11 protein-coding genes are annotated in these 12,096 nt (G+C 63.8%); 5 read left to right on the top strand and 6 right to left on the bottom strand.

Features of this window, described 5'->3' with window-relative positions:
• The first annotated feature begins 106 nt into the window (after positions 1-106).
• The 4 genes from mutM (at position 107) to P1T08_01140 (ending at position 5,885) form a co-directional block, all read left to right on the top strand.
• Positions 107-937, top strand: a complete 831-nt coding sequence (mutM, locus tag P1T08_01155; protein MDF1594692.1) for a bifunctional DNA-formamidopyrimidine glycosylase/DNA-(apurinic or apyrimidinic site) lyase — start codon at positions 107-109, stop codon at positions 935-937.
• Between the two features lie 87 nt (positions 938-1,024).
• Entirely contained in the window at positions 1,025-4,477 is a 3,453-nt protein-coding gene (gene smc, locus P1T08_01150) for a chromosome segregation protein SMC (GenBank protein MDF1594691.1), read from the top strand.
• Positions 4,478-4,488: 11 nt separating this feature from the next.
• Positions 4,489-5,499, top strand: a complete 1,011-nt coding sequence (gene ftsY, locus P1T08_01145) for a signal recognition particle-docking protein FtsY (protein ID MDF1594690.1) — start codon at positions 4,489-4,491, stop codon at positions 5,497-5,499.
• Positions 5,496-5,885 (top strand): cytidine deaminase, encoded by a 390-nt coding sequence (locus P1T08_01140; GenBank protein MDF1594689.1) that lies wholly within the window; start codon positions 5,496-5,498, stop codon positions 5,883-5,885. The genes ftsY and P1T08_01140 overlap by 4 nt, the downstream gene beginning before the upstream one ends.
• A gap of 68 nt (positions 5,886-5,953) precedes the next feature.
• Here P1T08_01140 and P1T08_01135 read toward each other — a convergent pair whose 3' ends face one another.
• The 6 genes from P1T08_01135 to P1T08_01110 form a co-directional block, all read right to left on the bottom strand.
• The gene (locus P1T08_01135; protein ID MDF1594688.1) at positions 5,954-6,910 is read right to left on the bottom strand and encodes an electron transfer flavoprotein subunit alpha/FixB family protein; all 957 of its coding nucleotides are present in this window, start codon (positions 6,908-6,910) and stop codon (positions 5,954-5,956) included.
• Position 6,911: 1 nt separating this feature from the next.
• Positions 6,912-7,670: an electron transfer flavoprotein subunit beta/FixA family protein gene (locus P1T08_01130; protein ID MDF1594687.1), complete on the bottom strand. Its 759-nt coding sequence runs from the start codon at positions 7,668-7,670 to the stop codon at positions 6,912-6,914.
• 83 nt (positions 7,671-7,753) lie between these two features.
• Positions 7,754-8,575, bottom strand: a complete 822-nt coding sequence (locus P1T08_01125) for a purine-nucleoside phosphorylase (protein MDF1594686.1) — start codon at positions 8,573-8,575, stop codon at positions 7,754-7,756.
• Positions 8,572-9,885 carry a thymidine phosphorylase gene (locus P1T08_01120; GenBank protein MDF1594685.1) on the bottom strand — a complete coding sequence of 438 codons (1,314 nt, stop codon included), beginning with the start codon at positions 9,883-9,885 and terminating at the stop codon, positions 8,572-8,574. Before P1T08_01120 ends, P1T08_01125 begins: the two co-directional genes overlap by 4 nt.
• Complete coding sequence (locus tag P1T08_01115) at positions 9,882-11,051, bottom strand: phosphopentomutase (GenBank protein MDF1594684.1); 1,170 nt, start codon at positions 11,049-11,051, stop codon at positions 9,882-9,884. Before P1T08_01115 ends, P1T08_01120 begins: the two co-directional genes overlap by 4 nt.
• Before the next feature lie 94 nt (positions 11,052-11,145).
• The gene (locus P1T08_01110) at positions 11,146-11,412 is read right to left on the bottom strand and encodes an MGMT family protein (protein ID MDF1594683.1); all 267 of its coding nucleotides are present in this window, start codon (positions 11,410-11,412) and stop codon (positions 11,146-11,148) included.
• A gap of 98 nt (positions 11,413-11,510) precedes the next feature.
• On the opposite strand from P1T08_01110, the gene P1T08_01105 reads away from it, so the two are divergent.
• Complete coding sequence (locus P1T08_01105; GenBank protein ID MDF1594682.1) at positions 11,511-12,017, top strand: hypothetical protein; 507 nt, start codon at positions 11,511-11,513, stop codon at positions 12,015-12,017.
• The last annotated feature ends 79 nt before the right edge of the window (positions 12,018-12,096 follow it).

Here is a 12,096-nt window from a genome sequence, read left to right as displayed (position 1 = left end):
GGATTTGGTGACTTGGTCTCCTGCCGGACGATCCCCGCTGTGGCAGGGTTCGTGGCACTGCCTACCCCGGTCATCAAATAGCAGACAGACCACTAGAAGCCTCCTCATGCCTGAGCTCCCAGAAGTTGAGACCGTACGTCGTTCGCTTGCGCCGGCGCTCGAAGGAGCGACAATCGTCGCGGTTGAGGTGGGCCACCCCAGGGTGGTTCGCCGTCAACCACGACCTCGCGATTTCCACGATCGGCTCCTCGGCCGCCGCGTGGCTTCAGTTGGGCGGCACGGTAAGTTCTTGATGATCGACCTCGAAGGCGATTTCACCTGGGTCGTCCACCTGGGAATGTCCGGCCGGATCCGCCTCGAGACCCCGGGCGGAGAACGTTCGCCCCACACCCATGTGGTAGTCGAGACCGACCGCCACCAGGAGATGCACTTCGTCGATCCCCGCACCTTCGGGTTCATGGCCGTATTCACTCCGGATGAATTCGAGGGTCAATCGTTTGCTCACCTGGGTCCCGACGCGTTGAACGACCTGCCCCGGTTCCGGCGTCTGCTTCCCCGGTTGGAGGGCCGGGTGATCGCCATCAAGTCCCTGCTACTCGATCAATATTTCGTGGCCGGACTCGGGAATATCTATGCGGATGAGGTACTCCACCGTTCCTGCATCCGACCCGACCGGCCGGCCGGGACCTTGAGCGTCGACGAGGTACGCATCTTGAGAGGTGCGATCGGGCCGGTACTCCGGGCCGGATTGCGCTGGGGTGGAACGAGCCTCAACGATCTCGCCTATCTCCTCCCGGATGGTCGGGCGGGGGAGTACTTCCAGCGTCTACGGGTCTATGGAAGGGTCGGAGAACCCTGTCGACGAGACGGGACGGCGATCGAACGAACGGTGATCGGGGGAAGGAGCAGCTTCTGGTGTCCGACCTGCCAGCGATGAGGCCGGTACTCGCCTTTTTCCGGCGTTTGAAGACCCCGGAACGGATTCCGAACTGTGATAGCCTGCCGAATCACAAAGGTGTAGTTCTTGTATCTCAAAACGCTCAAACTCGTCGGATTCAAGTCTTTCGCGGATCGAACGCGCCTGGAACTCGAACCGGGCGTCACGGTAGTCGTCGGGCCCAACGGGTCCGGAAAGTCGAATATCGTCGACGCGATCGCCTGGGTGATGGGTACCCAGTCGACGCGAACGCTGCGGACGCAGAAGATGGAAGATGTCATCTTCGCAGGAACGGCCACCCGACCCGCCCTCGGCCGGGCTGAGGTCACCCTCACCTTCGATAACCTCTCCCGGTCGCTACCGCTCGACCTGGATGAAGTATCGATTACCCGTCGTCTATACCGTGATGGCTCGTCCGACTACGAGATCAACGACGTTGACGTCCGGTTGCTCGATGTGCAGGAACTGCTGTCGGACAGCGGCGTCGGCCGGCATCAGCATGTCATCGTTGGTCAAGGACAACTCGATCAGATCCTCAACGCCAAACCCGAAGATCATCGCGCCGTGATCGAAGAGGCGGCCGGAGTGCTGAAGCATCGCTTGCGGAAGGACCGGGCCATCCGCCGCCTCGAAAGTACCGACGCCGATCTGCTCCGCCTCAAAGACATCCTGGGCGAGCTGGAACGTCAGATCCGCCCTCTTCGTCGGCAGGCTCGCGCCGCCGAGCGGTATCTGGTCGTACGCGATGAGGCTCGGGCACTGCGTCTGTATCTGGGTGGAGAGGATCTTCGTACCAATCGGGCGCGGCTCGGAGCTGTCGCACGTCAACACGCCGAACTCGATCAGTTGCTGGCTGAGGCTGCGGACGAGGAGACGGTGCTGGCTGCTTCGATAGAGCCGTTGACCCTGGCGGCCGGCGAAGCCGGTCTCTTGCTGGAGCGAGATACCGCCTCCGCCGCCCGGCTCGAAACAGCGGCCGAGCGTTTCAAGCGCATCGCCCAGGTTGCGCATGAGCGGCATCGAGCCCTCTCTCAGCGCATCCAGGGAGCAGGCGAGCGTCGCAGAGATATGCACGAGGAGGCGCGACAGATACAAGCGGATCTGGCGCAGAGCTCCGAAGAGGAACGTCGTGCGCGGATCGAGGCGGAGCGTGCCGAACGTGCCCTGCGCGATCTCGAAGACGAAGAGCGGTCTCTGGCCGAACAAGAACAGATGCCGACCGAAGGCGCGGTGGCGGCAGTCCGTGGCGACCTGCGCTCGCTCGAATCCGCGGTCGGTAGAGACGAGCGAGAGGCCGATCAGATCGGGCGACGCCTCGAATCGCTGCACGGGCAATCCGAGGCCGAGTCGATCGAAACAGATCGACTTAGGGCTGATATCGAGCGTTCCGACATCCAAGCGACGGCCGCCCAACGGGCACACGATTCGGCCCGGTCGGATCGGCGGACACAGCAAGAGATCTGGGAGGCTGCAGAGTCCGACCTTCAATCGGCGCGGGTAGGGGAGTCGGCCGCCGGCGCCAGGGTCGAGGCCCTGGAAGCTGCTGCGGCCGGTCTGGCCGACCCGCAAGCCCGCGACCGGGCGCTTGCAGCCGCCGGCGTGCGGGGCAATCTGGCGACGGTGTTGGACGTTCCCGACCGGTTCGCCGCCGCGGTCGACGCCGCGCTCGGCCCGTGGAGCGATGCACTCGCAGTGCAGAATCCGACTGCAATCGAGCAGGTGGTCGGTGACCTCAAGGCACACGGTCTCGGCGGAGTTCCGCTGGTCACTGCCCGCTTCACCAGCGGCGAGCTTCCGGCCCGGCCGGTGGCGGAAGCCTTCGGGTTGGAGACGCTGGTTGACGTGTTGGGCGCCCGGTCCGATCTCCGGCTGGCCGCCGCCCTCCTCGGGGATGTCGTCGTGGCTGAGGGGTGGTCTGCGGGATGGCAGGTTGTCTCGAAGCATCCCGCAGTTCGAGTTGTCACCCCTGAGGGAGATCTGATCACGGCCGATGGCATTCGCGTTTCCCATCCCGATGGGGCAACTCCTGCGGTGCTCGAGCGTGCCAGAGTGGCGCTCGAGGAAGCTGAGCGCCTGCTCGCTCGGGCTAAGAGCCGCCATGTTTCGGCTCGACGGGACTTTGAGCACGCGCGAGGTGTTGAACGGGACGCCCTCGAGGCCCTCGAGCTCATCGAAACGAGCCTGGCGGGGGCGACGGAAGCGCTGGCGCGACTCGAACGCACCCGGAGTGCTGCCGAACACGAGATCGATCGGCTGGAAGAGCGCCGCTCCATGTTGCTGGAGTCGGCCGCCGACCGTGAGACGAGGATTGACGAGTTGCGTGCGCGCCTGAGTGCCCTCGAGGGAGAAGAGGCCGAGCGCCAGCATGCATGGGATGAACTGGCCGCTAAACGGCGAGTGGTGGCCGATCGCCGTGACGAGGCGCGCGAGGTACGTCAGGTCGCCGCGGCAGGCCTGGGCGGCATCGTGGAGCGGCGCCGCTTGCTCGAGGTGCGATTGGGGTCGATTCAAGGAGATCTCCAAGATCTCACGGACCGTCCCGGTGATCCGCAGCGACTTCAGGAACTGCAGACGGTGGAGGAGAGTGCCCGTCGGTCCCTCGAGGTCGTGCGGGCGCACATCAGCACACTCAGAACACGTCAGGTCGAACTCCGGAAGGCCACCGGTCAAGCAGGAGAACGATTGGCGAGCGCCCGCAGCCGTCTCGATGAAGTCCGTATTTCAATCGCGACGAAGAAGGATCAGCGAGCGAGACTCGACGTCGAATCGGCGGAGCTGAAGGTTCGCCTCGAGTCGGTGGCTGAGGGTCTGCGAAGAGACGTCGACGCGTCGGAGGAGCAGGCGCTGGCCGCCCCTGCTCCGGAAATGGACGAGGGCACGGACCTCCGCGGACGGCTCGCCTCGCTCGAGGCCGAGATGCGCCGGATGGGGACGATCAATCCCCTCGCCGCCGAGGAGTATCAGGAGCTCGATGCGCGGAGGGCTCATCTTCAGGAACAGCTGGAGGACCTCGAGAGCAGCCGGAATGAGCTCCGCAAGGTCATGTCTGCGCTCGACGAGGAGATCGTCGGCTTGTTCAGGACCGCCTTCGACGAGGTGGCGGCGGCCTACGAGCAGCATTTCTCGGTTCTCTTCCCCGGCGGCCGCGGCCGGCTCGTGCTGACTGATCCCGACGACCTGCTCATAACCGGGGTCGACATTGAAGCGCAACCGCTCGGCAAGAAAGTTGGCCAGCTCTCGTTGTTGTCCGGCGGTGAGCGTTCGCTGGCGGCACTGGCGTTCTTGTTTGCCGTGTTCAAGGCGAGGCCCAGCCCGTTCTATGTAGTGGATGAGGTGGAAGCCGCCCTCGACGACGCCAACTTGCGGCGCTTCTTGCGGTTGGTCGAGGAGTTCCGCCGTACTGCACAGTTGGTGATCGTCACCCATCAGCAGCAAACCATGGAAGCCGCCAACATCCTCTACGGAGTGACCATGGAGCCCGGCGGTTCGACCAAAGTCGTTGCCAAGCGGTTGGTGGAAGCACCCGTTCCTGCGTCGTAGAATCCTCCGCTATGGATCCCGTGTTGATCATTGTCCTGGCTGTCGCCGTGTTCGTAGTGGCGATTGCGGTCCTCGTAGGCGTCCTGCGCGGGCGGAAGCAGCCAGTTTCCACCGCCGCACCGGCGACGCCGTCCGCCGGTGCGCTGGCCGAGCGTCTCGAGAAAACCAGAACTGCCCTCGGGGGACGTCTCAAGGGTCTACTCAGCCGGGGGGCGGTCGACGAGGATTTCTGGACCGGTCTAGAGGAAGCGCTCATCGGTGCGGATCTCGGAGTGCGAGCCACGACGCAGGTGGTAGACCGTGTGCGCCTGGCGAGTCCGTCCGGGGCCGATGAGGCGAGGTTGGCGATCCACGACGAGCTACTCGCCATCCTGAGCGGGAAAGATCGTGAACTCCACCTCGAGGGATCGCCGGCGGTTGTGGTTGTGGTCGGGGTCAACGGGGTCGGAAAGACGACCAGCATTGCCAAGCTGGCCGCCCACTTGCAGTCGTCCGGATCTTCCGCCCTGCTGGGAGCGGCCGACACGTTCCGTGCTGCCGCAGACGCCCAGCTACGAACCTGGGCCGAGCGGGTCGGGGTAGAGATCGTCTCCGGTCAGTCGGGAGCTGATCCGGCTGCGGTGGCGTTCGACGCATATCAGGCCGGCAGGGCTCGAGATCGGGACGTGGTAATCGTCGATACTGCCGGTCGACTGCACTCGAAGCACAACCTCATGCAGGAACTCGGCAAGATAGTCCGGGTGTTGGAGCGAGAGGCCGGTTCGGTGGACGAGGTGTTGCTCGTGCTCGACGCCACGACGGGTCAGAACGGGATGGCACAAATCAAGCAGTTCACCGATGTCGTTGGTGTTACGGGAATCGTGCTCACGAAGCTCGACGGCACTGCAAAAGGCGGCATCACGGTGGCGATCGAACAGGACTACGGTGTGCCGGTCAAGTTCATCGGTGTTGGAGAAGGCGTGGAAGATTTGATCCCGTTCGAGCCGAGCGCTTTCGTCGACGCGCTGCTGGCGGACGCATGACCGCTACAGAACTCGCTCAGCGAGCCCGTGAGGCTGCTGGGAGGGCCTACGCCCCCTACAGCGGCTTCCGGGTCGGGTCTGTTGTTGTGGCCGACGACGGGACCATATACGCCGGGGCGAACGTCGAAAACGCGGCCTACGGGTCGACGATTTGTGCGGAATCGACCGCGATCGCGCACGCTGTGTCGTCCGGTGCGCGCCGGTTGACCACGGTGGCGGTGGCCTGCATCGACGCCGAATCGGTGGAGGACGCCTATCCCTGCGGGCAATGCAGGCAGCGGATGACCGAATTCGGCGTCGAGACGGTGCTCGTGACGGCGGGTTCCGGTGAGGTCCGTCAACATGCTCTCGGAGAATTATTGCCGCACGGCTTCCGCCTGGGGTGACGACGGAAGAAGCGCCGAAGGATGAAGAGCCGGGCACCTTCGCTTGAAAGGCCCGGCTCCTACATCGACTAGCGGTTGCCCAGTGCTTCGATCAGTTTCGGCAGTACTTTGTGGAGGTCGCCGACGATCCCGAGGTCGGAGATACCGAAGATCGGTGCCTCTTCGTCCTTGTTGATGGCAATGATGACCTTCGAATCCTTCATCCCCACCAGGTGCTGCATTGCACCAGACACGCCGGCTGCGATGTAGACGTCCGGCTTCACCGTCTTGCCGGTCTGGCCGACCTGCTTGGAATAGGGAACCCATCCGGCATCGACGATCGCCCGGGTGGCTCCGGTGGCGGCGCCGAGCTTGCCGGCAAGCTCTTCGATGACCTTGAACCCGTCCTCGGTGCCGATACCGCGTCCCGCCGCCACGACGATGGCGGCCTCCTCGAGCTTCGGCCCTTCGAGTGTTTCGGTGTGGCTGGCCGTCACCATTGCGCTGCCCGCATGGCCGACGTCCGGCAACGAGACCTCTTCGATCTCGGGGGTTCCTCCGCCGGCCGGCTCCGCCGGGAACGACTTCGGGCGTGCGATCACCAGATACGGCGCATCGTCCTCGAAAACGGTATCGATCAGCGTCATGCCGCCGAAGATCTCGTTCGTAACGGTCACCGTATCGCCGTCGACCGAAAAGTCGGTGGCGTTCGACAGCACCGTCTTGCCCATTCGGGCGCTCAGGCGGCCGGCAACGTCACGGCCGGTGTAGGTGAGGCCGAACAGGATCAGATCGGGGGAGTGCTGGCCCGCCAGAACGGCGACGGCTGCTGCGGCGGCCGCAGTTGGGAGCGCATCCCCTGGTGTCAGATGAAAGATCTTGGTGGCCCCGTGGTCCCCAAGGGCTGCGAAGTTCTCGTCCGAATTCCGGCCGAGGTACACGGCGGCGAGTTCACCACCGAGGCTCCTGGCTTTGGTCAGGAGTTCGAGTCCGACGGTCGCAGGTCCTTCGTCGGTTTCTTCTACAAAGACCCAGATTCTCGACATATCAGATCACCTTTGCCTGTTCGAGCAGCGCGACGATCTTGAGGTGAGCCTCGCCGTCGTCTTCGATGACTTCGCCGGAGGGGCGTTCGGGTGCCGGACGGATAGCCATGATCTTCTGCTGAGAAGCCGTCTCGACGCCGAGATCTGCCGTCGTCAGCGAATCGACCGGCTTGGACTTGGCTTGCATGATCCCCTTGAAAGTCGGGTAGCGCGGCTCGACGACACCGGCGGTGACACTCACGAGTACCGGAGCACTTGCCTCGACCTCGTCGTATCCGGTCTGGGTCTGTCGTTCGATCCGAACCATCTCGCCTTCGACTGAGACCTTTTTGGCGAACGTCAGGGCGGGCACGTCGAGCAACTCGGCGAGTTGCTGGGGCAAGATACCGGCGTACCCGTCGGTGGACTCCGTGCCGGAGATCACCAGATCGAATCCTTCGCGGGTGATGGCGGCCGCCAGCACTCTGGCCGTGGCCAAAGCGTCGGAGCCTCGAAGGGCGGGGTCGTCGACGACCACTGCCTTATCGGCTCCCATCGCGAGTGCCTGGCGGATCCCTTGAAGGTTTCCGCTGGGCCCCATTGAAAATAGCGTGACCGTCCCCTCCGTCTGCTCTGCGAGTTGCAGGCCCATCTCGACGCCGTAGCGGTCGGTGTCGTCCAGCACCTGGTCGGTGGGACGGACCACGAAATGCGTATCGGGGTCGAGATCGTAGGGGGAGGCCGGGTCGGGAATCTGCTTGACGCAGACGGCGACTCTCATTCGACGCTCCTTCGCGTTTGTGACTTGTGAACCGATGCTAACAATTGCCGGGACGAGACCGGCAATTTGCCGGAACGTGTGTTTCAGGCGAGGCGAGGTAGGAGCGAATCGACGAGGCGGGTGAATCGATCGCGGGCAGCTTCCGCCGTTTCCTGTACCTCTTCGTGAGAGAGCGGGACACCGGAGATCCCGGCGGCCAGATTGGTGACCAGTGAGATGGCGATGACCCTGGCACCCATGTGCCGAGCCGCAATCGTTTCAGGCACCGTCGACATTCCAACCATGTCGGCCCCCATTCGCCTGGCCATCTGAACCTCGGCCGGTGTTTCGTAGCTTGGTCCCGTGAACCAGGCGTACACCCCCTCACGGAGGTCGACCTGGACTTGGCGGGCCACCGAATGGGCGGTGGCCCGGAGGTCCGGGTCGTAGGCAGCCGTCAGATCCGGAAATCGTGGACCGAGGCGGTCGTCGTTCGGCCCGAACAACGGGTTCTGGCCGGTCAGATTGAGGTGGTCCCGAAGCAGCACGAGGTCGCCGGGCTTGAACCCGTCGCCGCATCCGCCGCTGGCGTTCGTGAGCATGATGGTCGTTGCGCCTGCCGCAATAGATGCCCGCACGGCAAAGACGACCTGCTCGAGGCTGTGTCCTTCGTAGAAATGGGCCCGACCCGCCAGGATCAAGACGGGAACTCCATCAAGCTCAACGGAATAGGCCGTGCCGGCGTGGCCCTGCACCCTCGGCACCGGGAAACCGGGGATGTCTTCATACGGTATGGCGATCGCCCCGGGCAGGTGTTCGGCATAGCTGCTCAACCCGGAGCCCAGCACCGCCGCGACCCGATGCCGGCGACCGCCGCTGCGCGTTCTGAGGGCGTCGGCCGCGCTTTGAATGGAATCGAAGTTCACGTGTTCCTGCTGATCCGCTCGACGATGAGTTGGGGTGAATCGACCGGATTGTCTGAGAGTTCCCAGGCGGAAGTAATGAGCGGGACGGCGATACCGCGCGCGTAGGGGTCGTTCCAGCGAACCCGTCCTAGCAGATCACCCTGCTCGACTCGATCGCCGATTCTCGCTTCGATGGTGACTCCGACACCGGGGTCGATGTCGTCCTCTTTCCGCTCACGCCCGGCGCCCAACCGCATCGCTCCAACGCCGATTGAGAGTGCGTCACACCGCTGAACCCAGCCTGCGGCACCGGCGGTGATCAGGTCCTCGTTGTCGGCAATCGGCAGCATGTCGAGGTCATCGAGTACTGATGCGTTTCCACCCTGAGCGGTGATGATCTCGGCGAACTTGTCGAGTGCCCGGCCGGAGGAAACGGATTCGACGAGCATCGCCCGGGCTTCCTCGGCGGAGGAGGCCGCCTCACCCATCATCAGCATTTCGGCGCCGAGGGCATAGGTGAGTTCGGTGATGTCGGCCGGACCCTCGCCCCGGAGTGTCTCAACGGATTCCCGGATCTCGGAAGCGTTGCCCACTTCCCGACCGAGTGGCTGGCTCATGTCCGTCAACAGCGCCACCACACTGGTTCCACGGAGGCTGCCGATCTCGACCATCGTTTCGGCCAGCCGGCGGGCGTCGCCTATGTCGGTCATGAAGGCGCCGCTCCCGAATTTCACGTCGAGTACCAGGCCGTCGAGATCTTCCGCCAGCTTCTTCGACATGATCGAGGAGGCGATCAGGGGCAAGGCGGGAACGGTCCCGGTCGCATCCCTGAGCGCATACAGCTTGCGGTCGGCCGGGACGAGATGCTCCGACTGGCCGCCGAGCACCACACCGTGCTCGGCCAGCAACTTCTCGAATTCGTCGGCACTGAAGCTGGTCGTGAAACCCGGGATGGTTTCCAGCTTGTCGAGCGTACCGCCGGTGTGACCGAGGCCCCGGCCGCTCATCATGGGGATCTTCACACCGCAGGCGCCGACCATCGGGGCGAGCGGGATCGAGATCTTGTCGCCCACTCCACCGGTGGAGTGTTTGTCGATCTTGCGTCCCGGTATGCCGGAGAGTTCGAGGACGTCTCCGGAGGTCAGCATTGCCTCGGTCCAGACCGTGAGCTCCTCGGGGTTGAGGCCCCTGATGAACACGGCCATCAGCATCGCCGACATCTGGTAGTCGGTGACGGTGCCCTGCGTGTAGGCCTCGATGAGCCATCTGATTTCGTTGCCGGTGAGCGTTCCCCCGTCCCGTTTCCGTTCGATCAGCTCGACGGCGGTCACGAGATGTTCTCGAGGAATGAGCTGCCGGCGGGCGGGGAGGGCAGTCCGAAACCTTCGCAGACGGTGGCGGCGATGTCGGCATAGGTCGACCTGGCACCGAGGTCGACTCCGGCGGCCCGGCGGCCGGATACGAGCAGCGGCACGTACTCCCGGGTGTGGTCGGTGCTGCCATCTGTCGGGTCGTTGCCGTGGTCGGCGGTGAAGAACAGGAGATCGTTCGGCCCGAGGGCGGCGGTGAGCCGGGGGAGATGACTATCGATCAGGGTGAGGCCCTGGGCGTAGCCGACCGGGTTTTCACGGTGACCGTAGACCATGTCGAGGTCGACGAGATTGACCATGATCAGACCCCCGTCCATCTCTTCGAGCGCGCGCAGGGTGTGGTTCAGGCCGTCGAGGTCGCCCTCGGTGTGCACGGCCCGATCGACGCCTCGACCGGTGAAGAGATCTTCGATCTTTCCGATCCCGAAGGTGGGAACGCCGTTCTGCTGGGCAATGTCGAGCATCGTCGGTGCGTGCGGTGGGAGGGCGAAGTCCTGGCGTTCATAGGTGCGTTGGAACGCCCCCGGCTCTCCTTCGAACGGGCGGGCGATGACGCGGCCGATGCGGTACTCGTTGCAGTGTTTCCTGGCAATCCGGCAGACCCGGTAGAGCTCCTCGAGAGGAACCACGTCTTTGTGGGCGGCGATCTGAAACACGGAGTCGGCCGAGGTGTAGAGGATCAACTCGCCGGTCTCGAGGTGGCGCGGCCCGAGATCCTCGATGATGACGGTGCCGGATGCCGCAAAGTTACCAAAGAAACGGTGCCCGGACTCCTGCTCGACGGCCGCTACCAGGTCTTCCGGGAATCCAGTCTCCGTGAACGTCGCGTCTGCCTCTTCTGTGATGACGCCGGCGATTTCCCAATGGCCGGTGGTGGAGTCCTTCCCGGCGCTCGCTTCGGCGAGTCGCCCGAAAGCCATCGTCGGGTGTTCGACCGCCGGAACGCCCTGCAATGAACCGTGCAAGTTCCCGAGGCCGGCCGCCTGGAAATTGGGGAGGTCGAGGCCCCCGACCGCCATCGCAGTGTGGCCGAGTGTGTCGGAACCCTCGTCGCCGTACTCGACAGCATCGGGTGCCTCGCCGGCACCACATGAGTCCATCACGATGACAATCGCTCGATCCAACACGGCGCTCCTTCCAATCACTATCAGTATGGCCGAGGTTGCTCAACCTAATCGACGGGCGAATGTCGGTGGTTCGATGGCCGAACGACCCATGAACTCACCGGGTTCTGGCGACCTTTCCGTTGCGGAGTTCGACGCCTTCGCTCTCGAGGAGGTCCGCGTGACGATCCTCGAGACCGGGAACCAGGCGCCCCGACGAAGCAACCACCCGCCACCAGGGGAGCCCGGTGCTCTTGCGGAGGTAGTTGCCGACGGCACGTGCTGCGCCCGGCCGTCCCGCCTGGGCGGCTACTTCGCCGTAGGTCACGACTTCGCCGGGTTTGAGGGACATGACGATCTTGCGGACCTGATCTTCGAAGTTCATCACCTCAAACTAACCCGCCCGTTCGCGGTCGAGTACGGTCCGTGCCGATGTCCGAGTGAACCCTGGGATTTGGCTCTCTTCAATCAGGGAGGTCCCCGATGGCAGAGCAGCCGCGGTTCGCCGATCATGGCACCATGATCAAGAAGGTCATTCTCTGGGTCACCGGCACGGCGGCATTGCTAGCGCTTCTGACGTGGAACTACACGTACCAGATGGATCGGCGAATGGACTCGACGGTTTTGGCCGAGGTCCTCGAACGGACTCCGATCCCGACAGAAGATCTGGTTCTGGTCGACCAATGGAACATTGATGGCTCCTGGCTACTCGAAAAACGGGAACCAGAAGCCGTTCGGAAATATGTCGCAGTGGGCGCAGTCGATGAAGTCTGTTCACTGCTGGATGGGTTTTACGGGGAACGTGAGATCCAGATCCGACCGACGAGCAGGTCGGATAATCCAGTCGACTGGTGCGGTAGAAGCATTCGGCTGGAGGATACAGAAATTTCGGTGTGGGTTGAGCCCGTGAAGTCCTGGACCAAGATCCCTGAGCATCTGATCGACGAGCCAGAACTTGTGGTGGTCGACTTCTCCGCTTATCGCCGCTAGTGGTCTGTCTGCTATTTGATGACCGGGGTAGGCAGTGCCACGAACCCTGCCACAGCGGGGATCGTCCGGCAGGAGACCA

Source organism: Acidimicrobiia bacterium, from assembly GCA_029210695.1.
Lineage (GTDB): Bacteria > Actinomycetota > Acidimicrobiia > Spongiisociales > JAHEDJ01 > JAHEDJ01.
Note: the sequence above shows the minus strand (reverse complement) of the source record. Positions and strands in the feature narration are given on the sequence as shown.

Bases quoted from the DNA above. Each gene is read 5' to 3' on its own strand.
- mutM (MDF1594692.1), top strand. From the start codon at position 107: ATGCCTGAGCTCCCAGAAGTTGAGACCGTACGTCGTTCGCTTGCGCCG.
- P1T08_01130 (MDF1594687.1), bottom strand. From the start codon at position 7,670: ATGAGAGTCGCCGTCTGCGTCAAGCAGATTCCCGACCCGGCCTCCCCC.
- P1T08_01105 (MDF1594682.1), top strand. From the start codon at position 11,511: ATGGCAGAGCAGCCGCGGTTCGCCGATCATGGCACCATGATCAAGAAG.
- P1T08_01110 (MDF1594683.1), bottom strand. From the start codon at position 11,412: ATGAACTTCGAAGATCAGGTCCGCAAGATCGTCATGTCCCTCAAACCC.
- ftsY (MDF1594690.1), top strand. From the start codon at position 4,489: ATGGATCCCGTGTTGATCATTGTCCTGGCTGTCGCCGTGTTCGTAGTG.
- P1T08_01140 (MDF1594689.1), top strand. From the start codon at position 5,496: ATGACCGCTACAGAACTCGCTCAGCGAGCCCGTGAGGCTGCTGGGAGG.
- P1T08_01135 (MDF1594688.1), bottom strand. From the start codon at position 6,910: ATGTCGAGAATCTGGGTCTTTGTAGAAGAAACCGACGAAGGACCTGCG.